The 21889-nt window shown below is 65.7% G+C and carries 18 protein-coding genes and 1 riboswitch; of the genes, 8 read left to right on the top strand and 10 right to left on the bottom strand.

Features of this window, described 5'->3' with window-relative positions:
- Positions 1 to 621 precede the first annotated feature (621 nt).
- Positions 622 to 2685, top strand: coding sequence for a M23 family metallopeptidase (locus tag HL671_RS29665; protein WP_012041486.1), 2064 nt, complete (start codon positions 622 to 624; stop codon positions 2683 to 2685).
- Between the two features lie 117 nt (positions 2686 to 2802).
- Here HL671_RS29665 and clpB read toward each other — a convergent pair whose 3' ends face one another.
- Positions 2803 to 5442 (bottom strand): ATP-dependent chaperone ClpB, encoded by a 2640-nt coding sequence (clpB, locus tag HL671_RS29670; protein WP_012041485.1) that lies wholly within the window; start codon positions 5440 to 5442, stop codon positions 2803 to 2805.
- 183 nt (positions 5443 to 5625) lie between these two features.
- Between clpB and HL671_RS29675 the strand changes: the two genes are divergently transcribed.
- Complete coding sequence (locus HL671_RS29675) at positions 5626 to 6453, top strand: MOSC domain-containing protein (RefSeq protein WP_012041484.1); 828 nt, start codon at positions 5626 to 5628, stop codon at positions 6451 to 6453.
- Positions 6454 to 6785: 332 nt separating this feature from the next.
- On the opposite strand, the gene HL671_RS29680 is transcribed toward HL671_RS29675, so the two are convergent.
- Entirely contained in the window at positions 6786 to 7439 is a 654-nt protein-coding gene (locus HL671_RS29680) for a TIGR02594 family protein (RefSeq protein WP_012041483.1), read from the bottom strand.
- Positions 7440 to 7696: 257 nt separating this feature from the next.
- On the opposite strand from HL671_RS29680, the gene HL671_RS29685 reads away from it, so the two are divergent.
- Positions 7697 to 8560 (top strand): alpha/beta fold hydrolase, encoded by an 864-nt coding sequence (locus tag HL671_RS29685; RefSeq protein ID WP_172241221.1) that lies wholly within the window; start codon positions 7697 to 7699, stop codon positions 8558 to 8560.
- An 821-nt stretch (positions 8561 to 9381) separates the two neighbouring features.
- Here HL671_RS29685 and HL671_RS29690 read toward each other — a convergent pair.
- A complete protein-coding gene (locus HL671_RS29690; protein ID WP_172241224.1) occupies positions 9382 to 9801 on the bottom strand; it encodes a secondary thiamine-phosphate synthase enzyme YjbQ in 420 nt (139 codons plus the stop codon).
- A gap of 204 nt (positions 9802 to 10005) precedes the next feature.
- Here HL671_RS29690 and HL671_RS29695 point away from each other — a divergent pair, with 204 nt between their 5' ends.
- Complete coding sequence (locus HL671_RS29695) at positions 10006 to 10656, top strand: HAD family hydrolase (RefSeq protein WP_210264153.1); 651 nt, start codon at positions 10006 to 10008, stop codon at positions 10654 to 10656.
- Positions 10657 to 11459: 803 nt separating this feature from the next.
- Here HL671_RS29695 and metW read toward each other — a convergent pair.
- Both metW and metX read right to left on the bottom strand, forming a co-directional pair.
- The gene (gene metW, locus HL671_RS29700; RefSeq protein ID WP_012041479.1) at positions 11460 to 12122 is read right to left on the bottom strand and encodes a methionine biosynthesis protein MetW; all 663 of its coding nucleotides are present in this window, start codon (positions 12120 to 12122) and stop codon (positions 11460 to 11462) included.
- 3 nt (positions 12123 to 12125) lie between these two features.
- A complete protein-coding gene (gene metX / locus HL671_RS29705) occupies positions 12126 to 13340 on the bottom strand; it encodes a homoserine O-acetyltransferase MetX (protein WP_041750362.1) in 1215 nt (404 codons plus the stop codon).
- Positions 13341 to 13431: 91 nt separating this feature from the next.
- A riboswitch (SAM riboswitch) is annotated at positions 13432 to 13511 on the bottom strand.
- A 198-nt stretch (positions 13512 to 13709) separates the two neighbouring features.
- Between metX and HL671_RS29710 the strand changes: the two genes are divergently transcribed.
- From HL671_RS29710 to HL671_RS29720, 3 genes are read left to right on the top strand one after another with little or no spacing between them, the layout of a single operon-like run.
- Positions 13710 to 14543: a chorismate mutase gene (locus tag HL671_RS29710; RefSeq protein ID WP_012041477.1), complete on the top strand. Its 834-nt coding sequence runs from the start codon at positions 13710 to 13712 to the stop codon at positions 14541 to 14543.
- Between the two features lie 37 nt (positions 14544 to 14580).
- Positions 14581 to 15678 carry a histidinol-phosphate transaminase gene (gene hisC / locus HL671_RS29715; protein WP_012041476.1) on the top strand — a complete coding sequence of 366 codons (1098 nt, stop codon included), beginning with the start codon at positions 14581 to 14583 and terminating at the stop codon, positions 15676 to 15678.
- The gene (locus tag HL671_RS29720; RefSeq protein ID WP_012041475.1) at positions 15675 to 16610 is read left to right on the top strand and encodes a prephenate/arogenate dehydrogenase family protein; all 936 of its coding nucleotides are present in this window, start codon (positions 15675 to 15677) and stop codon (positions 16608 to 16610) included. Before hisC ends, HL671_RS29720 begins: the two co-directional genes overlap by 4 nt.
- A gap of 3 nt (positions 16611 to 16613) precedes the next feature.
- Here the strand turns inward: HL671_RS29720 and HL671_RS29725 are convergent, their stop codons facing one another.
- Positions 16614 to 17798, bottom strand: coding sequence for a DUF2125 domain-containing protein (locus HL671_RS29725; protein WP_172241230.1), 1185 nt, complete (start codon positions 17796 to 17798; stop codon positions 16614 to 16616).
- 99 nt (positions 17799 to 17897) lie between these two features.
- On the opposite strand from HL671_RS29725, the gene HL671_RS29730 reads away from it, so the two are divergent.
- Entirely contained in the window at positions 17898 to 18497 is a 600-nt protein-coding gene (locus tag HL671_RS29730) for a gamma-glutamylcyclotransferase (RefSeq protein WP_041750361.1), read from the top strand.
- A gap of 5 nt (positions 18498 to 18502) precedes the next feature.
- Here the strand turns inward: HL671_RS29730 and HL671_RS29735 are convergent, their stop codons facing one another.
- The 4 genes from HL671_RS29735 to ftsE form a co-directional block, all read right to left on the bottom strand.
- Positions 18503 to 19270, bottom strand: coding sequence for a lysophospholipid acyltransferase family protein (locus HL671_RS29735; protein ID WP_012041472.1), 768 nt, complete (start codon positions 19268 to 19270; stop codon positions 18503 to 18505).
- Positions 19271 to 19282: 12 nt separating this feature from the next.
- Positions 19283 to 19948: a YdcF family protein gene (locus tag HL671_RS29740; protein ID WP_012041471.1), complete on the bottom strand. Its 666-nt coding sequence runs from the start codon at positions 19946 to 19948 to the stop codon at positions 19283 to 19285.
- A gap of 304 nt (positions 19949 to 20252) precedes the next feature.
- Positions 20253 to 21221 carry a cell division protein FtsX gene (locus HL671_RS29745; protein WP_041750360.1) on the bottom strand — a complete coding sequence of 323 codons (969 nt, stop codon included), beginning with the start codon at positions 21219 to 21221 and terminating at the stop codon, positions 20253 to 20255.
- Entirely contained in the window at positions 21214 to 21873 is a 660-nt protein-coding gene (gene ftsE / locus HL671_RS29750) for a cell division ATP-binding protein FtsE (RefSeq protein ID WP_012041469.1), read from the bottom strand. The genes HL671_RS29745 and ftsE overlap by 8 nt, the downstream gene beginning before the upstream one ends.
- Positions 21874 to 21889 lie beyond the last annotated feature (16 nt).

Here is a 21889-nt window from a genome sequence, read left to right on the forward strand (position 1 = left end):
CCACGTTTCTCTTTCTTCATCTTCACTTGTCAAACAGCCCGGAGCCTCAGCCCCACCCTCTCTCGGAGGGACCCACTCGACCCTTTCGACGGCGATGGGCAACCGGGTTCTACCGGTTGTGCACCACTCAACGAAGTGAGGAGCAGTATCGGCGCGAATGCTCGCCTCGGTGTGTCCCGAAGCGGCGCCGCGCTCAGTGATCGGGTGTATAGGGGGGTCCGATCGGGGTGTCAACGACCTTTTTCATGAAATCGTCGCATCGAATCATTTTTTTTAGGACCGCCCCAGAACCCCGATTTCTTGCGGACATCGTGCCCCACTTGGGCCACAATCCTGCGACGATTTGTTAAGCATCGACCTGAATTGATTTGGCTCCAGGTGGGGATGCCAGACTTCATGGGTGATCCAGATCAAGGAATGGGCGAGCCCTTCGCCTGATCAGACGACCGAGACGACATCGAGAGATCCTGAAGAATAACAGCGGTTCGGGGATTGCGGGTTCCAAGCCCAACAGCCTCGAACCGTCAGAGACGCGCCATCATTCCGAGCCGTTTGTCTTACACGGTAGCCAACCGGCAGCTGAGTGATCTCGGTGCTGACTTTGAACTTGGGGGACGAAGGTTGAACCATCGGACGTCACGCGGGGGATATGGACGCGAGGTCGGCATGATCGATCTCGGTCATGAGCCACCGCTATCGGTCGATGGCTCCGAAGCCGCGGTGATCGATCGCCGACGCGTCTCCGTCCAATGGTTCTCGGGTACGATCCTGACCGGTCTGTGCGGCGCAGCCCTCATTGGCGGCGCCGTTTTCGCTTCGCTCGATGGCGAGATGACATTCGCCCGCATGCCGGAGCGCGTCGAGAGCGCGCTGCGCGGAGCCTTCGGCGCCAATGATCGCGTTGCCACGTTGCGCAAGAGCGACCGGCTGCCGCCCCCGAGCGAAGCTGCCGCCGCCCGCAACGTCGTGCGCGTCTCGACCGTGACCCGCGCCGGGTCGCGCGAGCTGATCCGGGTCCGTCCCTATGTGCGGATCTCCGGCAACCTGTCGATGACCACCAGCGATCTGTCGGCCAAGATCCCGCCGTTCAACGCGCAGCGGCTGCTCAACGACGGCGATAATGACAAGACGGGCTCCGGTGAGGATCCCAACAACCCCGAGGCGGTCGAGCCCGACGCCGAAGTGTCGTTCGTGACCAAGGACCTCGCGGGCGTCCTGCCGAAGGCCAAGATCGCGGCTTCGGTGGCGCTGGACGAGATCGTGATGCGGGTCCGCGACGCGGCGAACTGGCGCGGCAACAATGGCGGCGTCCGCTACGCGTCGCTGGCCAATGCCGCGGCCGACGCCACCGGTGTGCAAGGCGTACAAGGCGGCGACCTCAAACTGTCCTATGCCAGTGACGGGACCTCGCCCGATCCCTACGCCGGTTTCGAGACCCGGGTCGTGCCCGAGAACGTGACCTTGCTGCCCAAGACCAAGGACCAGATCACCGGCGGCAATCCGCTCGGCGAGCGCGTCCATCTGGTGAAGAAGGGCGACACCGTCACCTCGATACTGCGCGACCAGGGCGCGACGCCCGACGAGGCCAAGGCGATCGCCGCCCAGCTCGGCACGCGCGGCCGCGACGGCGGCCTCAAGGAAGGCGAGAAGCTGCGCATTCTGATGGCGCCGTCGAGCCCTGCCCCCGGCGCCCGGCTGCAGCCGTTCCGCGTCATCGTCGCCAACGAAAGCATGATCGAGGCGGTGGCCGCTCTGTCCGATCTCGGCAAATATGTCGCCGTCGACGTCCAGAGCATGAACACGGTCACCGAGACCGCCGACAATACCAATGATGAAGAGGATGACGGCACCGGCGTCCGCCTCTACCAGAGCATCTACGAAACGGCGATGCGCAACAAGGTGCCGGCGCCCGTCATCGAGGACATGATCCGGATCTATTCCTACGACGTCGACTTCCAGCGCAAGGTGCAGCCGGGCGACTCGTTCGACGTGTTCTATGCCGGCGACGACGACGACAAGCCCGGCACCAACGACAAGAGCGAGGTGCTGTTCGCCTCGCTGACCGTCGGCGGCGAGACCAAGAAATACTACCGGTTCCAGACCCCCGACGACAGCGTCGTCGATTATTATGACGAGACCGGCAAGAGCGCGAAGAAGTTCCTGGTCCGCAAGCCCGTCAACAACGCGATCATGCGCTCCGGCTTCGGCGGCCGCCGCCACCCGATCCTCGGCTATGTGAAGATGCACACCGGCGTCGATTGGGCGACCGCCTATGGCACCCCGATTTTCGCCTCCGGCAATGGTGTGCTGGAGAAGGTCGGCACCGAAGGCGGCTACGGCAAATATATCCGCATCAAGCACAACAATGGCTATGAGACCGCCTATGGCCATTTGTCTGCGTTCGCCAAGGGCATGGAGCCCGGCAAGCGCGTGCGCCAGGGCCAGGTCATCGGCTTCGTCGGCTCGACCGGCATGTCGACGGGCCCGCACGTGCATTACGAGATCCTGGTCAACGGCCGCTTCGTCGACCCGATGCGCGTGAAGCTGCCGCGCGGCCGCTCGCTGGAGGGCCAGATGATGGCGAGCTTCGAGAAGGAGCGCGACCGCGTCGACCAGATGATGACCAGCCGCGGCAATGGCGCGTCGCGGATTTCGGATGCCGGCCCGATCCAGGTGAGCCGGTAGTGAGCCGTCAGGCCTCTGCGGCCTGAAACCTGTTTCCAACGGACAACGGCCCCGCTGAGCACTCAGCGGGGCCGTTTCTCATTGCCGTTTCTCGTGACGTCCGGCGAAAGCCGGAGATCAGTTCAGCTTGCGCTTCGGGATCGGCGCCTCGAAGGTCGCGATCTCGGCGGTGCGATGCGCCTTGCCGTTGAAGGTCAGCACGTTACCCTCCGAGGAGATCGCGACCTTGTCGCCATCCTTGATGTCGCCGGCGAGGATCATCTCGGCGAGCGGATCCTGCACGCTGCGCTGGATCACCCGCTTCAGCGGACGCGCCCCATAGGCCGGGTCCCAGCCCTTGGCAGCGAGCCAATCGCGCGCATCGCCATCCAGCGACAGCGTGATCTTGCGCTCCTCCAGCAGCTTCTGGAGCCGCGAGAACTGGATCTCGACGATCCGGCCCATCTCGCTCTTCTGCAGGCGATGGAACAGGATGATCTCGTCCACACGATTCAGGAACTCGGGCCGGAAATGGCTCCGCACCGTGCCCATCACCAGCTCGCGCACCTCGGACGTATCCTCGCCCTCCGGCTGGTTGACCAGGAACTCGGAGCCGAGATTGCTGGTCATGATGATCAGCGTGTTGCGGAAGTCGACGGTGCGGCCCTGGCCATCGGTCAGGCGGCCGTCGTCGAGCACCTGCAAAAGCACGTTGAACACGTCCGGATGCGCCTTCTCGATCTCGTCGAACAGCACGACCTGGTACGGCCGGCGCCGCACCGCTTCGGTCAGCGCCCCGCCCTCGTCATAGCCGACATAGCCGGGAGGCGCGCCGATCAGCCGCGACACCGAGTGCTTCTCCATGTACTCGGACATGTCCAGGCGGACCATCGCGGTCTCGTCGTTGAACAGATATTCGGCGAGCGCCTTGGTCAGTTCGGTCTTGCCGACGCCGGTCGGGCCTAAGAACATAAACGAGCCCATCGGCCGGTGCGGGTCCTGCAGGCCGGCGCGCGAGCGCCGCACGGCGGTCGCAACCGCATGCACGGCCTCGAACTGGCCGACGACGCGCTTGCCGAGGCTGTCCTCCATCCGCAGCAGCTTGTCCTTCTCGCCCTCGAGCATCTTGTCGACCGGCACGCCGGTCCAGCGCGAGACCACCTGCGCGATGTGGTTGGCGGTGACCGCCTCCTCCATCATCTCGCCGGCATTCTCCTTGGCCTCGATGTCAGCCAGCCGCTTCTCCAGCTCGGGGATCCGGCCATAGGCCAGCTCGCCCGCCTTCTGGTACTCGCCGCGGCGCTGCGCATTGGCGAGCTCGATGCGGAGCGCGTCCAGCTCACTCTTGAGCTTCTGCGCGTTCGACAGCTTGTCCTTCTCGGCGCTCCATTTCGCGGTCAGCGAGGCCGACTTCTCCTCGAGATCGGCGAGCTCCTTCTCCAGCGCCTGCAGCCGGGTCTTGGAGCCGAGATCGCTCTCCTTCTTCAAGGCCTCCTGCTCGATCTTGAGTCGGATGATCTCGCGGTCCAGCGAGTCCAGCTCCTCGGGCTTGCTATCGACCTGCATCTTCAGCCGCGCCGCCGCCTCGTCCATCAGGTCGATGGCCTTGTCGGGGAGGAAGCGGTCGGTGATGTAGCGGTTTGACAGCGTGGCCGAGGCGACCAGCGCGGAGTCGGTGATGCGCACGCCGTGATGCTGCTCGTATTTGTCCTTCAGGCCGCGCAGGATCGAGATCGTGTCCTCGACCGTGGGCTCGGTGACATAGACCGGCTGGAAGCGGCGGGCGAGCGCGGCGTCCTTCTCGACATGCTTCTGATACTCGTCGAGCGTGGTCGCGCCGATGCAATGCAGCTCGCCGCGCGCGAGCGCGGGCTTCAACAGGTTCGACGCATCCATGGCGCCATCGGCCTTGCCGGCGCCGATCAGGGTGTGCATCTCGTCGATGAACAGCACGAAGGTGCCTTCGGCGGCCGTGACCTCCTGCAGCACGGCCTTCAGCCGCTCCTCGAACTCGCCGCGATATTTGGCACCGGCGATCAGCGCGCCCAAATCGAGTGATAAGAGCCGCTTGTCCTTTAGACTCTCCGGCACGTCGCCATTGACGATGCGCAGCGCCAGCCCCTCGACGATCGCGGTCTTGCCGACGCCGGGCTCGCCGATCAGCACGGGATTGTTCTTGGTCCGCCGCGACAGCACCTGGATGGTGCGGCGGATCTCCTCGTCGCGGCCGATCACCGGATCGAGCTTGCCGTCGCGCGCCGCCTGGGTCAGGTCGCGGGCATATTTCTTCAGCGCATCATAAGCGTTCTCGGCGGTCGCCGAATCGGCCGTGCGCCCCTTGCGCAAGCTCTCGATCGCCGCGTTGAGGTTCTGCGCGGTGACGCCGCCCTTGGCGAGGATGCTGCCGGTCTCGCTGTTCTTGTCCAGCGTCAGGCCGAGCAGCAGCCGCTCGACGGTGACGAAACTGTCGCCGGCCTTCTCGGCCGCCTTCTCCGCCGCGTCGAAGCCGCGCGCCAGCTCGGGCGACAGATAGATCTGCCCGGCGCCGCTGCCCGACACTTTCGGCAGCTTGCCCAGCGCATCCTCAGTGGCCTTCAGAATGGCGCGCGAATTGCCGCCGGCGCGATCGATCAGACCGCCCGCGAGTCCTTCGCTGTCGTCGAGGAGCACCTTGAGGAGATGCAGCGGCGAGAACTGCTGATGGCCGTCGCGCACCGCCAGCGATTGCGCCGATTGGATGAAGCCCCGCGCGCGCTCGGTATATTTTTCGATATTCATGATGTTTCCCTCAGCCTGCTGTGACGCCCCGAAGGCACGGTTCCAGCATCTTCATTGGGTTCCGGTCCACGCACGTTGACATCCATCAACGCCGCAACCGTCCACGTCGCCGGCTTGCGCCCGGCTTGAGCTGAAATGTGGGAAGGCGGCCCGAAAACGGAAGGGGCGGCTTCACAAATTCGTGTGCCCTGGCCGCCAGGGGAGGAATCTCCTATGACCGCGGCCATGAGCCACATCAGCCCTGCGCGCATCACCGGCCTGTATCGCTATCCGATCAAGGGCCTTACCCCGGAACCACTGCAGACGGCCCCCTTGCGCGCCGGCCAGACATTGCCGGCCGACCGCCGCTACGCGCTGGAGAACGGCCCGACTGGCTTCGATCCCGAGGCCCCGGTGTGGAAGCCCAAAACCGCCTATCTGATGCTGATGCGCAATGAGCGGCTGGCCGGCTTCAAGACGGTCTTCGAGGACGCGACCAACGTGCTGACCATCCGCAAGGACGGTGCCATCGTCGCCGCGGGCGATCTCGAAAGCGTCGACGGGCGCGCCGCGATCGAAGCGTTCTTTGCGCGCGAATTCGCCGACGAGCTGCGCGGACCGGCCAGGCTGCTGTCCGGCGGCGGCTACAGTTTTACGGATCTCGCCCGCAAGGTGGTCTCGATCATCAACCTGGCCTCGGTCGCCGAGATCGAGCAGATGGTCGGCGCGACCGTGCATCCGCTGCGCTTCCGCGCCAATATCTACGTCACCGGCTGGCCGGCCTGGCACGAGGCCGCGCTGCTCGGCGAGACGCTGCGGATCGGCGCGGCGCGGCTCAAGGTGGTAAAGACGACCACCCGCTGCGCCGCCGTCAACGTCGACCCCGACACCGCCGTCCGCGACCTCGACATCCCGCCCGCGCTGATGAAGCACCGCGGCAATAATGAATGCGGCATCTACGCCGAGGTGATCGAGGCCGGCGACATCGCGCTCGGCGACGACCTCGCGGTGGAGCAGCCGCGGCTGGTGTGAGCCCCTCTTCCCCCCGCGTGCTCCGGAAGAGCTCCGCCTCTCTCCCCGCGTCATTATTGCGAGGAGCCGCAGGCGACGAAGCAATCCAGAGTCGTCGCGTAGCCCTGGATTGCGTCGCTTCGCTCGCAATGACGGCATGAGCGGGACCTGGACCCGAACTCTCACCGCGCCAACAGTGCGCCCCCCTTCGCCGCTTGCGGGGAGGGCTGGAGTGGGGGCAGCCCTATGAGCAGTCTTCGTGGGGCGGCCCCACCCGCATGCGGGGGAGGCGCAGAGTGTCCGAGCCGAAGCGGCTCAACTCATCAGTTCCAATGCCGAGTTCGAGGGACGTATCAGTTCGGCATCACATAGGCATACACCCGGCCGCGCGACACTGCGGTCTCGCGGACGCGGTGGCCGTTGTTGCCGGAGATGACGATCGGATTGCCCTGGGCGTCGACGCCCGAGACCACGCCGACATGGCCGCCGCCGCGGCGGCTCATCACGGCAATGGCGCCGACCTGCGGGCCGGAGACGCGCTGGCCGTAGCTCGCGAAGGAGCGCGCCAAGTCGGAGCCGGTGCCGCGATGGCCGGTGCGCTCCAGCACCATGTTCATGAACCGCGCGCACCACAGGCTGCGGCGGCCGGTCGGATTGCCGCTGCCGATGTAGCTGCGCGCCGCGGCCACGACGCTGCTGCCGCCGCTGAAGCCGCCGGACGTCGCCATCCCTTCGGACGCCGTCCCAGGCATCATCAGGCTGGCCTGTGCGTCGGCGACGCTGCTCACCTCCATCCGCGCCACGCCGCGCTCCCAGCGCGACATCCGGGCGGAGCGGTGGTGAAAATGACGCTTGGCGTAGTGATGGCCGCCGTGGCTGCGGTGGGCATGATGCCCCGAGCCGTGATGCGGACGGGCCGAAGCCGGTGTTGCGGTGGCGGCAATCACTGCCGCACCCATGGTCAGCGCAACGATGTGAAGCGACCGGCGAAGGGTAGACACAACCATACTCATTCCTTCTGTTACTTCCCCCGGTACCCTGACTTGGCACCCCCTTGTCCCAGCCCGGCTCCCGTGCGAGCCGCCAGCGCTGGTCCGTAAAAAGTCGGGATGTGACGAAACCATGACGATCGATGGCGGAATCACGGCAAACAGGAGGTGATTCGGAGTCCGTTGAACGACCGAATCGAGGCGAGGCGGCTTCCAGTTGTCGCGCATTGCGCGACTCGTCATCATGCCACACGCAAAGCAGGAGGAAGCTTTTGATGCCACACGCAACAGCCACGGATGGCGTTCGCCTGTATTTTGAAGAGGTTGGCGCCGGCACGCCGCTTCTCTTCCTGCACGAATTCGCCGCCGACCACAGCAATTGGGAGCCGCAGCTGCGCTATTTCGCGCGCCGCCATCGCTGCATCGCCTACGCGGCCCGCGGCTATACACCCTCGGACGTGCCGGCCTCACCCGACCTCTACAGCTACGTGCATTTCTACACCGACGCGCTGGCCGTGCTCGATCACCTCGGCATCGCCAGCGCCCATTTCGTCGGCCTGTCGATGGGCTCCTACTCGTCGCTGCAGGTGGCGCTGAACGCGCCCCGGCGCATCCGCTCCATGGTGCTGGCCGGGGTCGGCTCCGGCTCGGACCTGACGCAGCTCGACGCCTTCCGCGCCCAGTGCCGCGCCACCGCCGAGCAGTTCGAGACCCTCGGCTCGGCCGAGACCGCCAAGGTCACCCGCGGGGCCCCCGGCCGCATCCCCTTCCTGGTGAAGGACCCGCGCGGCCACGCCGACTTTTACGCGGCTCTGGCCCGTCACGACGCGCGGGGATCGGCCAACACCATGCGCGGTTTCCAGGGCGGCCGGCCCTCGATCTACACGATGGCGGACGCCATCCGCCGCGTGACCACGCCGGCCCTGATCATCTGCGGCGACGAGGACGAGGCCTGCATCGAGCCGAGCCTGTTCCTGAAGCGGCACCTGCCGGCCTCGGGCCTGACGTTTTTCCCGAAGTCCGGCCATGTGTTGAATCTGGAGGAGCCCGCGCTGTTCAACGAGGCAGCCGAGCGCTTCATCGCCTTGGCCGAGGCCGGGCGGTGGGGAGTGCGAGATCCACGGTCGATGGCAGGATGAGGAGGCATGCTGCTGCTCCGACCTCACCTGTCATCGCCTGCGCGGGCATGACAGCAGCGGCTGTCACCACCCTCCTCCGTCATCGCGAGCGCCAGCGAAGCGATCCGGGGGCCGCACGGAAGGACTTCATGCGTGGCCCCTGGATTGCTTCGTCGCTCGCGCTCCTCGCAATGACGATCGTGGCCAAGCTCGCCGCATCACCACGGCTGTCATCATTCGGCTTGACCGGGCCATCCCGTATTCCGAGTTGGCAGCTGGGTCCACCGAGGGGCCGCGGCGGACTGGATGCCCGCCTGCGCGGGCATGACAGCGGCGGCTGTCACACCCTCCTCCGTCATCGCGAGCGCCAGCGAAGCGATCCGGGGGCCACACGGAAGGACTTCATGCGTGGCCCCTGGATTGCTTCGTCGCTTGCGCTCCTCGCAATGACGATCGTGGCTAAGCTTGCCGCATCGCCACGGCTGTCATCATTCGGCTTGACCGGGCCATCCCGTATTCCGAGTTGGCAGCTGGTCCACCGGGGGGCTGCGGCGGACTGGATGCCCGCCTGCGCGGGCATGACAGCGGCGGCTGTCACCACCCTCCTCCGTCATCGCGAGCGCCAGCGAAGCGATCCAGGGGCCACACGGAAAGACTTCACGTGCAGCCCCTGGATTGCTTCGTCGCTCGCGCTCCTCGCAATGACGGCCTCCCAAATCTTCGGCCATCCAACACCGCGACGGCTAACCCTATTCCCCGATGATCTTGATCAGCGCCCGCTTGCGGCGTCCGCCGTCGANGCCTCCCAAATCTTCGGCCATCCAACACCGCGACGGCTAACCCTATTCCCCGATGATCTTGATCAGCGCCCGCTTGCGGCGTCCGCCGTCGAACTCGCCGTAGAAGATCTGCTCCCAGGGACCGAAATCGAGTTTGCCGCCGGTGATCGCGACCACAACCTCGCGGCCCATGATCTGGCGTTTCATGTGGGCGTCGGCATTGTCCTCGCCGGTCCGGTTGTGCCGATAGCCGGACACGGGCTCGTGCGGCGCCAGCTTCTCCAGCCACTGCTCATAGTCGTGATGCAGCCCGCTCTCGTCGTCATTGATGAACACTGAGGCCGTGATGTGCATGGCATTGACCAGCACCAGCCCCTCGCGCACCCCGCTCTCCCGCAGCGCCGCCTCGACCTCAGGCGTGATGTTGATGAAGGCGCGCCGGCCCGGAATGTCGAACCACAGCTCCTTGCGAAACGATTTCATGCGGGCACCTCACGCGTGCTTGGACGTTTCAGCTCTCTCCATTGTACGCGGCGTTCATCCCAGCGTCGAGCGCTGGCCCGCACGGGGCACCCCAATCCGGTGAACACGATCCCACGCGCAACGGAAGGTGTGTTTCCTCGAGACTTCTGATATCGCTCTCTGCGCTGGCCCTTGATTTCCACGTGCCAGACGCAGGTGCCGATCTTGATAGAGCTGATCATCTTCGACTCAGACGGTGTTTTGGTCGATAGCGAGAAAATCGCCCTCAGCGTTTTGGCCCGTGCAGCAGCGGACGAAGGAATATCCATCGACCTGGAAGAGGCCAAAAGGCTCTTTCGCGGGTTGAAGTTCGCCGATTGCGTGCGAGAAATCGAACGGCGATTGGGGCGCCGCGTCGGCGAGGATTTCGAGGCTGGCGTGAGGCGAGCAACTGCACTGGCATTTGAAGCCGAACTGCAACCCGTCGAGGGGATACATGCGGCGCTTGCGGAGATCACTCTTCCGTTCTGCGTCGCATCGAACGGGCCGATGTCGAAGATCAGGCACGCACTCGGACTGACAAAATTGCTGAACTATTTCGAAGGCCGCATCTTCAGCGCCTACGACGTCGGCTCGTGGAAGCCTGACCCTGATCTTTTCCTGCACGCTGCGCAGACCTTCGGGATCGCCCCCGCGCGCTGCGTCGTGATCGAGGACTCGTTGTCAGGCGTCACTGCGGCGCATGCTGCGGGCATGCAGGTCATCGGATTCAGCGGCGGTGACCCGGACGTCGAACTGCAATTGGCGCCCGTCTGTGCAAATCTTTTGCAGCAAATGCGGGACCTTCCGAAGCTGCTCAAGATGGGCGGGCGCTGATCGCGCTGCCCTGTTCTCGCTGCCCGACGGGCAGTTTGCGCATGAGCGTCATGCACCTACTGCCCGTCGTGTTAGTTTGTCGCATGATGAGCCCTTGCACCGTCGGGCAAATCAGATCGATGTTTCCGCCCGTCCCGCCTCACAGCAAGAGGGGCGTATCGCGGTCGTCACGAGCGCTGAGTGCGGGATGCGGTGGGCGTGTCGGGTTGCGCGTGGGATTTCTCGCGTGGACGGACAATTCCGATGCGCACGGTCAAGTCGCGCGGTCCTGATCCTCCGACGCTAGGATCAAGTTGGTGATGCATTTCGCCGACGACGGTGGCCAGAAAGCCCGGCGCACCGGGGAGAACGCGAAGCAGCCGTCAAATCATCGCGCAGGGAAGGCCGGTTGTTCCGGCTCGGACCTGTGGTACCTGCCGCCTGCATTCTTTTCCGCAGGCGGGCCATGGGTGCGGCCAGCATCCGGCCTTCCCTGCGCCTCTGCGTTGTCAGAGGTGAGACCTGCCGCAGAGCTCGGGCACAAACGTGCCGCGGGAATACGATGCCACGCCATCCGTTGTTTGAGACGTGAAGTCGACGCGCCAGGGAGGCATGTTGCGTGAGGTGCCGCTTAGGCCTCCGACGTCGTCCCGGCGAAAGCCGGGACCCATAACCACCGGCCTGCGTAACGAACCGAGGTGGGTATGACTCAGCGCTCCCGCCTCACTCCTGCTGCGGAGTATGGGTCCCGGCCCAAGGCCGGGACGACGGCGAGGATGACGCGCGTGAGGTGGCCTACCTACCAGCGCGCAAACGATCCAGACCTACCGCCGCTCGCCTCTGCTCAGCAGAAACACGCCCTGCTCGCCGAACATGTTCCAGAACCACCAGGGCATCGCGACGCGCAACGGACGGCCATAACTATCAAGAGCCACGGCGCGCTCCATCTTGACGCCGATCTCGTCGCACAGCTGGACGAAGTCCTTGATGGTGCAGAAATGGATGTTGGGCGTGTCGTACCAGGTGAAGGGCAGATTGTCGGTGCGCGGCATGTGGCCGCCGACGAGCAATTGCAGGCGCAGCCGCCAGAAGCCGAAATTCGGGAACGTGACGATGGCGCGGCGGCCGATGCGCAGCAGGTTCTCGAGCACGGCCTTGGGCCGGCGCGTCGCCTGCAGCGTCTGCGACAGGATCACATAGTCGAAGGCATCGTCGGGATAGTCGACGAGATCGGTATCGGCGTCGCCCTGCACCACCGCGAGCCCCTTGGCGACGCAGTGATTGACGCCCTCGCGCGACAGCTCGATGCCGCGGCCGTCAATGCCCCGACTCTCCAGGAGCTGCAGCAGGTCGCCGTCGCCGCAGCCGATGTCGAGCACCTTGGAGCCGCGCTCGACCATGCCGGCGACCAGGAGATGATCGGGCCGATAGGCCAGCACCTCGCCGCCGGAAAAGCCGTTCAGCGGCAACACACCCTGCAGGCTCATGGGTCAGCCTCCGTTCGCGACCTTGAGGCCGCGCGCCTTGCCAGCGGAATCGAGGAACGCGCTGGCGATGTCGAAGAACTCGGGGACATCGAGCAGGAACGCGTCGTGGCCCTTGTCGGTCTCGATCTCAGCGAACGAGACCCGCGCGCTGGACGCGTTGAGCGCATGCACCAGCGCCCGCGATTCCGAGGTCGGGAACAGCCAGTCACTGGTGAAGGACACCACGCAGAAGCGGGTCTTGATGCCGCGGAACGCCGCCGCCAGCACGCCGTCATGGTCCGCGGCGATGTCGAAATAGTCCATCGCGCGCGTCAGATAGAGATAGGAATTGGCGTCGAAGCGCTCGACGAAGGACGAGCCCTGGTAACGCAGATAGCTCTCGACCTGGAAATCGGCGTCGAACGAGAAGGTCGGCAGTTCGCGATCCTGCATGCGGCGGCCGAACTTGCGATGCAGCGCGGCGTCCGAGAGATAAGTGATGTGCGCGGCCATCCGCGCCACCGCAAGCCCGCGATGCGGATGGACGCCCTTGTCGCCGTAGCGGCCATGATCCCAGTCGGGATCGGCCATCACGGCCTGGCGGCCGAGCTCGTGGAAGGCGATGTTCTGCGCCGAGTGCCGCGTCGCGCAGGCGATCGCCAAGGTGGCGAATACGCGCTGCGGATAGGCCACCGTCCATTGCAGCGCCTGCATGCCGCCCATCGAGCCGCCGACCACGGCGAACAAGGTGTCGATGCCGAGATGATCGATCAGCATCGCCTGTGCCCGCACCATGTCGGGGATGGTGATGATCGGGAAGTCGAGGCCCCAGACCTTGCCGGTCGCGGGATTGAGCGAGGCCGGCCCGGTCGAGCCCATGCAGCCGCCGATCACGTTGGAGCAGACGATGAAATAGCGGCTGGGGTCGAGCGGCCGCCCCTTGCCGACCAGCGTCTCCCACCATCCGGGCTTGCCGGTGACCGGATGCCGGTTGGCGACGTGCTGATCGCCGGTCAGCGCGTGGCAGATCAGGACCGCGTTGGACTTGTCGGCATTGAGTTCGCCATAGGTCTGGTAGGCAATCTGGAACGGCGACAGGTCGACGCCGCAATCGAGCTTGAGCGGCTTGTCGGCGCCGAACTGCGCGACCAGCGAGCTCGGATGGTCGACCTCGTGCGAGCGCTCCTCGGGCGCGATCGTGCGCAGCGAGGATGTGGATTTCGGCGTCAGGCCTGTCATGTCTTTCACCCCGGCCATCCGGCCAGGGCTCCCGAACCACGTGACATATCAGGCCATGAAAAACCCGGCCTGAACTGGGGTTCGGCCGGGATCGATAACGTCCCCGGCCTGTTTAGCGAATTGTTTAACGTGGCTGCAAGCCGGCCGGCTCAAATGACCACGGAACGAGCAGAAACTAGTCCCGCGGGCGCTCCTCGTCAAGGCAAGCAGGGGTTGACCGCCGATCGGGCACTCCACGGCTGCAATCCAGCCAAGCCTAGGCCGCACAAGGTAAACTTGCTGTTGCGTAGGCCCGGCGCATCGGACAGAACGGCATCCATTCCCAGCGGCCGCGCGTTCCCCCGTGGCCCACGAAGAGTGACCGCGACCATGTCGAACCCGCCGCCCGCCCCGCCCTCGCTTGCCGATCTGCGCAAGGAGATCGACGCGATCGACGAGCAGGTCCATCAGTTGCTGATGAACCGGGCCGACATCATCGACCGGCTGATCAAGGTCAAGAAGACGCAGGAGGTCGGGTCGGCGTTCCGCCCGGCCCGTGAGGCCGACATGATGCGCCGCCTGGTGCAGCGCCATCGCGGCATCCTGCCGCTCGACACCGTCGAGGGCATCTGGCGCGTGATCGTGTCGACCTTCACCTATGTCCAGGCGCCGTTCTCGGTGCATGCCGACGTCTCGGTCGGCGAATCCGCGATGCGCGATTCGGCCCGGTTCCATTTCGGCTTCGTGGTCCCGTATGTGGCGCATTTCAGCGCGCAGGCTGCCGTCGAAGCGGTGGCGCGCTCGAAAGGCGATCTCGCGCTGGTGTCGACGAGTTCGGGCCATACGCCGTGGTGGATCACGCTGGAGCCCGCCGGCGCGCCGAAGATCATCGCGCGGATGCCCTTCATCGAGCGCGCCGACCATCCGGCGGCACTGCCGGTGTTCGCGGTGTCGCGGGTTGCCGACGACGCGCTGGTCTTGGAGGTCGAGACCTGGAGCATCCGCGTCTCCGGCTGGAATGCGCAGGTGTCGCGCGCCTTGTCGCCGCTCGCCGACGTCATTGCGGTGCCCGATACCGCCTTCGACAGCGCCGCGCTGCTGGTGTCGATCGAGGCGCCGTCCAACCTGGACAGCATCAAGGCGGCCCTGATCGCGGCGGGCGCCTCGGTACGCTCGGCGGCCCTCGTCGGCGGCCATGCCAAACGCTATACGGTTCCGAGCTGAGACGCGCTGCGCCAGTGATCATCGTCCGGAGTTCATGATGTCCCGCCCCGTGCCGAATCCCGGCATTCTCGACATTGCGCCCTATACGCCGGGCAAGAGCCCGATCCCCGAGCCGGGCCGCAAGGTGTTCAAGCTGTCAGCCAACGAGACGCCGTTCGGCCCTTCGCCGAAAGCGATCGAGGCGTTCAAGAGCGCCGCCGGCCATCTTGAAGATTATCCCGAGGGGACGTCGCGGGTGCTGCGCGAGGCGATCGGCCGCACCTACGGCCTCGATCCCGACCGCATCGTCTGCGGCGCCGGCTCCGACGAGATCCTCAATCTGCTGGCGCACACCTTCCTCAGCCAAGGCGACGAGGCGATCTCCACCGCGCACGGCTTTCTGGTCTACCCGATCGCCACCATGGCCTGCGGCGCCAAGAACGTGGTCGCTGCGGAGACGGAGTACCGCACCGACGTCGATGCGATCCTCGCCGCGGTGACGCCGCGCACCAAGCTGGTATGGCTCGCCAACCCGAACAATCCGACCGGCACCTACATCCCGTTCGACGAGGTCAAGCGGCTGCGCGCCGGCCTGCCCGCGCATGTCGTGCTGGTGCTCGACGCCGCCTATGCCGACTACGTGTCGCGCAACGACTATGAGTTCGGCATCGAGCTGGTCGCGACCACCGAGAACACCGTCGTTACGCACACCTTTTCCAAAATCCATGGCCTCGCCGCGCTCCGCGTCGGCTGGATGTTCGGCCCGGCGCACATCGTCGACGCCATCAACCGCATCCGCGGACCGTTCAACGTCTCGTCCCCGGCGATGCTGGCGGCTGTCGCCGCGATCGAGGACACCGCGCATCAGCAGATGTCGAAGACGCACACGGAAAAGTGGCGCAACTGGCTGACTGCTGAGATCGGCAAGCTCGGGCTGAAGGTGACGCCGAGCGTCACCAATTTCATCCTGATCCATTTCCCGACGGACAAGGGCAAGACCGCGGTCGAGGCCGACGCCTTCCTGACCCGGCGCGGGCTCGTGCTGCGGGCGCTCGCCAATTACAAGCTGCCGAACGCCTTGCGCATGACGATCGGCACCGAGGAGGCCAATCGTCTCGTCGTCGATGCACTCAGCGAATTCATGGGGCCGAAGTGAGCGTCGCGGGAAAATTCGAACGCATTGCGCTGATCGGCTTTGGCCTGATCGGCGGCTCGATCGCGCGCGCAGCGCGGCAACACGGGGTGGCCGGCGAGATCGTCACGACGGCCCGCTCCGAGAAGACGCGGGCGCGCGTCACCGAGCTCGGCATCGTCGACCATGTCGTTGCGAGCAATGCGGAGGCGGTGAAGGATGCCGACCTCGTCATCCTCTGCATTCCTGTGGGGGCGTGCGGCCCAGTGGCCGAGGAGATCGCGCCGCATCTGAAGCCCGGAGCCATCGTCTCGGATGTCGGCTCGGTCAAGGGCGCAATCGTCCGCGACATGGCCCCGCATCTGCCGGCGAACGTGCACTTCGTGCCGGCCCACCCGGTGGCAGGAACGGAGAATTCGGGGCCGGATTCCGGCTTCGCCGAGCTGTTCATCAATCGCTGGTGCATCCTGACGCCGCCGGATGGCGTCGATCCCGACGCCATCGATCGTCTCCGCGCGTTCTGGGCCGCGCTGGGCGCCAAGGTCGAGATCATGACGCCGGACCATCACGACCGGGTGCTCGCGATCACCAGCCATCTGCCGCATCTGATCGCCTACACCATCGTCGGCACCGCCGACGAGCTGGCGCAGGTGACGGAATCGGAGGTGATCAAGTTCTCCGCCGGCGGCTTCCGCGATTTCACCCGCATCGCCGCCTCCGACCCGACGATGTGGCGCGACATCTTCCTGAGCAACAAGGACGCCGTGCTCGACATGCTCGGCACCTTCACCGAGGACCTCTCCAAGCTCACACGCGCGATTCGCCGCGGCGACGGCGAGGCATTGTTCGATCACTTCACCCGGACCCGCGCGATCCGCCGCGGCATTGTCGAGGTCGGCCAGGATTCGGCGGCGCCCGATTTCGGCCGGCCGCTGCCGCAGATCAAGAAGCCCTAACGGTTAGAATAGCGGAGGGACGCGGGCGACCTTGAACGGACCGAGCACGACAACCCCATCCGAGAAGCGCAACGGAAAGCTGCGCGCCTTGCGGCCCTCGAGCGTGGCCTCTTTGCCGAGCGCGTTGATGCCGACGGCGACGCCGGCATTGGCGTTCTGCTTGACGACCTTGCCGAGACCGGGAATGGCGCGGTCGAGCGCCCCGAACAGGTTGTTGAGATCCTGCGACTTCACACCCGGAGCAACGCGGTCGAGCGTCGCCTGCGGCACGCCGTTCTCGAGCATCTTGTCGAGGCCGAGCGCCGGGATGACCTTTTCGATCCCCGCCACCGTCATCTGCACCTCGCCGTCGATCCCGCCATTGGCGGTGAGGGTCAGCGTGCCCGAGGCGACGGCCAGCAGTTCGCCCTGCTGGATGCGCGACTGGACGATCTCGACATGACCGCCAGCCGCCTGGATCTCGCGGAACCGCTCCGGCCAAGGCTTCGGGTGGAAGTCCTTCAGCCCCGTGACCCGGGCCTGGATGTCGGCATTGAACGGCTCGGCCAGCAGCGGATGGCTGTCCTGAATGCTGCCACTCGCGATCTGGAGCGCCGTCTCGATTACCGGATGATCGGACGGCGTACCGTCCGCGACGCGACCATGCAATTCGGCGTGATCGGCACGCACGGCAGGAACGGTCGCGCCACCCTCGACGCGATCGATGGTCGGCTGGTCGAAGACGAGATCGGCGCGCTGCAGCGACCCCGGAAGGCCGCGGACGCTGGCCTGCCCCAAGCGCCAATTCACGGCATAGGACGCCGGCCCGTGCCCGTCAGCGATCGTCGCGGGTCCCTTGAATTCCGCGATGATCCGCTGCGGATCCCAGACCTGCGCGACGACCAGGATCTCGTCGAGCTTGGCGTTCATCAAGGGCGTGCCCGCGGCCTGCGAGAACAAGGCGACGCTCGGATCGGAACAGCGGACCTCGAGGCGGAACGGGAAACCGGCCACCGAACGCTTGGCGCAATCATAGACGCGGCCGGACTTGGCCTCGCGGGCGCGCCAGGCGTCGGCCTGGACATTGACCTGCGAAGCAGCGAAGAACCAGAATCCGCTCCACGCGATGGCGGCGATCAGGAGCAGGATGGGGGCTGCGAGGAGGCCCCAGAGTGGGCGCCTGCGGGGCGCTTGCGGCAAACGAGACATGCAGGACACCCTTTGGGCAGCAATTTAGGCGATTCCACGATCACGGATTGTGTATTTCAGTTAACAATTCGCGAGCACCACCCTTAGGCTTCCGTTCCGATGTCTGCAATGACCCTGTCCGATCGTGATCTTCCCAACGGCGACCTCTGGGTGTTCGGCTATGGCTCGCTGATGTGGCGGCCCGGTTTCGAGTTCCTCGAGCAAGTGCCGGCGCGGCTGATCGGCGAGCACCGCGCGCTGTGTGTCTATTCGTTTGTCCACCGCGGAACGCCGGAAAAGCCGGGCCTCGTGCTCGGCCTTGATCGCGGTGGCGCGTGCCGCGGGATTGCGTTCCGGGTCGCGGAAACCAGGCGCGACGAGACGATCGCCTATTTGCGCGCGCGCGAGCAGGTGACCTCGGTGTATCGCGAGGTGACGCGCTCGGTGTGGCTGGAGAACGAAGCAAGGCAGCGCGTCAGCGCGCTGGTCTATGTCGTCGACCGCGGCCATGTCCAATATGCCGGCCGGCTGTCGCTGCAGGAGCAGTTGCGCCATGTCCGCCAGGGCCATGGCCAGTCCGGCGCCAACCGCGACTATGTGCTCTCGACCGTGAAGGCGATCGAGGCCCAGGGCTTTCGCGATACGCAGCTGCACCGGCTGGCCATGATGCTGCATGACGACGGCCACTCGCGGCATCCGGCGCCGGGCGACTCGCCGTAGCCGTCTCACGCCTTCACCGGGGCCGGCACACGGCCGAACAGCTGCGCTTGCTCGGCCTGTCCCGCCGCCACCAGCCGGTTCGTCGCCTCCTCGATGACGCTCTCGATGCGGGTCATGAATGCGTCGCGCGGCAGGCCCGGCGGCAAGGGATCGAGAAACTCGACAACCAGCGTCCCCGGATAGCGCAGGAAGGTACGGCGCGGCCAGAACAGTCCGGAATTGAGCGCGACCGGCAGGCACGGCACGCCGCAATCCGCATAGATCAGCGCGACCCCGCCTTTGTAGTCCGGCGGCGCGCCCGGCGGCCGCCGCGTGCCCTCGGGGAAGATCACGAACTGGCGCCCGTGCTTCACTTCTTCCGCGGCCCGCCGCATCACCTGCTTCAGGGCCCGTGCGCCGGAGCTGCGATCGATCGCCACCATGTTCGCCTTGACGAGATATTGTCCGAACAGGGGAATGCGCAGCAGCTCGCGCTTGAGGACGAAGAACGGCTCGTCGAAAAAGTGCAGCAGCGAGATCGTCTCCCACATCGACTGGTGCTTGGCAGCGACGATCAAGGGCCCCGTCGGGATCTTCTCGACACCGCGATATTCAACGCGGATGTTGCAGACGATGCGCATCAAAATGATGTTGCTCTGCGCCCACCAGTTCGCGACGCGCAGCAGCGCCTTGCGCGGCATCGCCAAGGTCGGCAGCGCGACGATCGCCCAGAACACGAAGTTCGGATAGAACAGGATGTTGAACAGGAGCGAACGCAGGAAGATCGAAACCATCAGGGACCCAGTTCAATTGGCTTGTGCCGTCGCCGGCCGGCGCGACACGGAGCCGGTCGGCAGGTCGACCTCGGGCGCGAGATCGAGGCCGAGATCGGCCAGCCGCAGCCGCGCTTCGGCGGCGACATATTTGGCGTATTCGGACAGCAAGAGCCGCAAGGTCGGCCCGCTGGTCCACCACGGCTCATCCCGCCATTTCTCGCCGACGACGGCATAGGGAATGAGATCCAGGCTCGGCATTGCGTGCGACAGCTCTACGATCGCGCGCGGCATGTGATAGTTCGAGGTCACGACGATCAGCGACTTGAAGCCGCGCTCAGCGGCCCAGCGTCGCGTCTGCGCCGCGTTGCTGCGGGTGTTGATCGCGGAGTAGTCGAGATCGACGCAGCAATTGATGAACGACCGCGCCTCCGGCAGTGAGCGGGTGATGTCGCTGGCCTCGTTGGTCGGGTGCACGCCTGAAATCAACAGCCGCCTGCCATAGCCGCCGGCGAGCAGTTCCACGGCGTCCGACACCCGCGACGAGCCGCCGGTCAGAACCACGATTCCGTCCGCCTTGCGCTCGGGCTTGATCTCGGCGCCGCGCAATTGCGACAGGAAGCCGATGAAGCCGACGGCCGCGACGAAAAAGCCGATCGCAAGCGTAGCCACGACGCCCGCGAACGTCCGGCCCACCATCACGATGAGCGGCAGCCTGCGGCTGCTATCGTCGATTTCCGGCCCCATGCGTTGCCCGGCGAATCCTTGCCTCCTGGCGCGCGGCCCCATGCCGTCGCACGATCCCGTCGTTCAAGTCCGGGAGCTCAGGCAGGTTTCGCCGGCCCCCCGATCACGTTCGCTCGCCCTCGATCATGGCAGGCGCTCTGTATCGAGTCCGTGACCGAACTCACCCCTGCCGAAACTTGACCCGACGCAGACGATTTTAGGCGTTTTTCAGGCCAAGTGAAATCCGCAACGCGACGGTTGGGGACAGAAGCGGCCATCAGTCGATGCTCGCCAGCGTCGCGAACAGGGTCCGGCGCGCGGCCCAGCCGGTGACGGCCGCGATCACCACGGCCTGCAGGGCGATCACGACATAGCCGAGCGGGCGCAGAGAGAACGTGCCGAGCAGCGCCGCGAATTGATCGCCCACCGGCGTGCCGGAGAACCAATTCGCGATCGACTCCGAGAACCCGAAGCCGAGCATCGCCAGCCCGCCGCCGATCACCCCGCCCTCCAGCCCGAGCTGGAGGAAATGGCGCAGGAAGTGATTGGCGATATAGCGGTCGCCGGCGCCGACAAAATGCAGGACCTCGACGATCGGCCGGTTCGCGGCCATGGCGCCGCGGGTCGCAAACGACACCGAGATGATGGTGGCGACGATCACCAGCACGAGAATGCCGAAGCCCGCGAACAGGGTCGCTCCGGTCATCGAACGCATGCGCTCGATCCAGGCGCGGTGATCGTCCACGCTGGCCGTCGGAGCGACCTGGCTGACGCGATTGCGCAACGCGGCGAGATCAAAGCTGGTGCCAGGTTGCACCCGCGCGATGATGACGCGGGGGACCGGGAGTTCGTCGAACGACAGGCCGCTGCCGAGCCACGGTTCCAGGAGCTTGCTCGATTCGTCCTTGGTGAACGGCCGCACCTCGACGATGCCGGACTGCGCCCGCATCGCCTCCGTCACCAGCGCGATGTCGCGCTCCAGGTCGCGGCCGGTCTTCGGCCGAACCTGGACGGTGATCTCGCTCGCCACCTCCGACTGCCACTCTGCTGCGGATTCGCTGACCAGCAGCACGGCACCGGTCGTGATCGAAGCCAGGAACGTCATGATCGCGACCACCGCCACGAGCGCGCGGCCGGCGATCGACGCCCGCGGCACGATCGGTGACACGATGCGGGCTTGCGCCGGCAGTTGCGGGCGGTCGTCGCCCAGGTCGACCAGAAGGCCGCGATCGTCCACGCTACTCATAGATGTGCAGCCGTCCCTGATGCAGCACCAGCCGCCGGGCCTCGTATTGGTCCATGAGCGTGATGTCGTGGGTTGCGATGATCACCGCTGTCCCCGAGCGGTTGAGCTCAATGAACAGGCGCAACAACCGCCGGCCGAGCGTCGGATCGACATTGCCGGTCGGCTCGTCGGCGAGCAGGAGTTGCGGCCGCGAGATGACGGCGCGCGCAATGGCCGCGCGCTGCTTCTCGCCGCCCGACAGGATCGGGGGCAGCGCATCCATCCGTTCGCCCAGCCCGACCCATTTCAAGAGGTCGATCACTTCTTTCCGGTAGCTCGACTCGTCGCGCCCCATGACCCGGAACGGCAATGCGACGTTCTCATAGGTCGTCATATGATCGAGCAGCCGAAAGTCCTGCAGCACGATTCCGATCCGCTTGCGCAGATCGGCGATCTCGTCCTTGCTGAGCAGGGAGATGTCGTAGCCGAACAGGTTGACGAGCCCGCGGGTGGGACGCAGCGACAGGAACAGCAGCTTCAGCAGCGAGGTCTTGCCTGCGCCCGAGGGGCCCGTGAGAAACTGGAATGAATGAGCCGGAATCTGGAACGTGAGGTCGCGGAGGATCTCCGGCCCCAGTCCATAGCGCAATCCGACATTTTCGAACCGAACCAAAGCATCAGCTCCGTTC

The sequence above is a fragment of the Bradyrhizobium denitrificans genome (assembly GCF_013179005.1).
GTDB classification, from domain to species: Bacteria; Pseudomonadota; Alphaproteobacteria; order Rhizobiales; family Xanthobacteraceae; genus Bradyrhizobium; species Bradyrhizobium denitrificans.

Coding starts and splice junctions, on each gene's coding strand:
- clpB (WP_012041485.1), bottom strand. CDS start 5,442: ATGAATATCGAAAAATATACCGAGCGCGCGCGGGGCTTCATCCAATCG.
- HL671_RS29680 (WP_012041483.1), bottom strand. CDS start 7,439: ATGGTTGTGTCTACCCTTCGCCGGTCGCTTCACATCGTTGCGCTGACC.
- HL671_RS29685 (WP_172241221.1), top strand. CDS start 7,697: ATGCCACACGCAACAGCCACGGATGGCGTTCGCCTGTATTTTGAAGAG.
- HL671_RS29690 (WP_172241224.1), bottom strand. CDS start 9,801: ATGAAATCGTTTCGCAAGGAGCTGTGGTTCGACATTCCGGGCCGGCGC.
- metW (WP_012041479.1), bottom strand. CDS start 12,122: ATGAGCCTGCAGGGTGTGTTGCCGCTGAACGGCTTTTCCGGCGGCGAG.
- metX (WP_041750362.1), bottom strand. CDS start 13,340: ATGACAGGCCTGACGCCGAAATCCACATCCTCGCTGCGCACGATCGCG.
- HL671_RS29710 (WP_012041477.1), top strand. CDS start 13,710: ATGTCGAACCCGCCGCCCGCCCCGCCCTCGCTTGCCGATCTGCGCAAG.
- hisC (WP_012041476.1), top strand. CDS start 14,581: ATGTCCCGCCCCGTGCCGAATCCCGGCATTCTCGACATTGCGCCCTAT.
- HL671_RS29725 (WP_172241230.1), bottom strand. CDS start 17,798: ATGTCTCGTTTGCCGCAAGCGCCCCGCAGGCGCCCACTCTGGGGCCTC.
- HL671_RS29730 (WP_041750361.1), top strand. CDS start 17,898: ATGTCTGCAATGACCCTGTCCGATCGTGATCTTCCCAACGGCGACCTC.
- HL671_RS29735 (WP_012041472.1), bottom strand. CDS start 19,270: ATGGTTTCGATCTTCCTGCGTTCGCTCCTGTTCAACATCCTGTTCTAT.
- HL671_RS29740 (WP_012041471.1), bottom strand. CDS start 19,948: ATGGTGGGCCGGACGTTCGCGGGCGTCGTGGCTACGCTTGCGATCGGC.
- HL671_RS29745 (WP_041750360.1), bottom strand. CDS start 21,221: ATGAGTAGCGTGGACGATCGCGGCCTTCTGGTCGACCTGGGCGACGAC.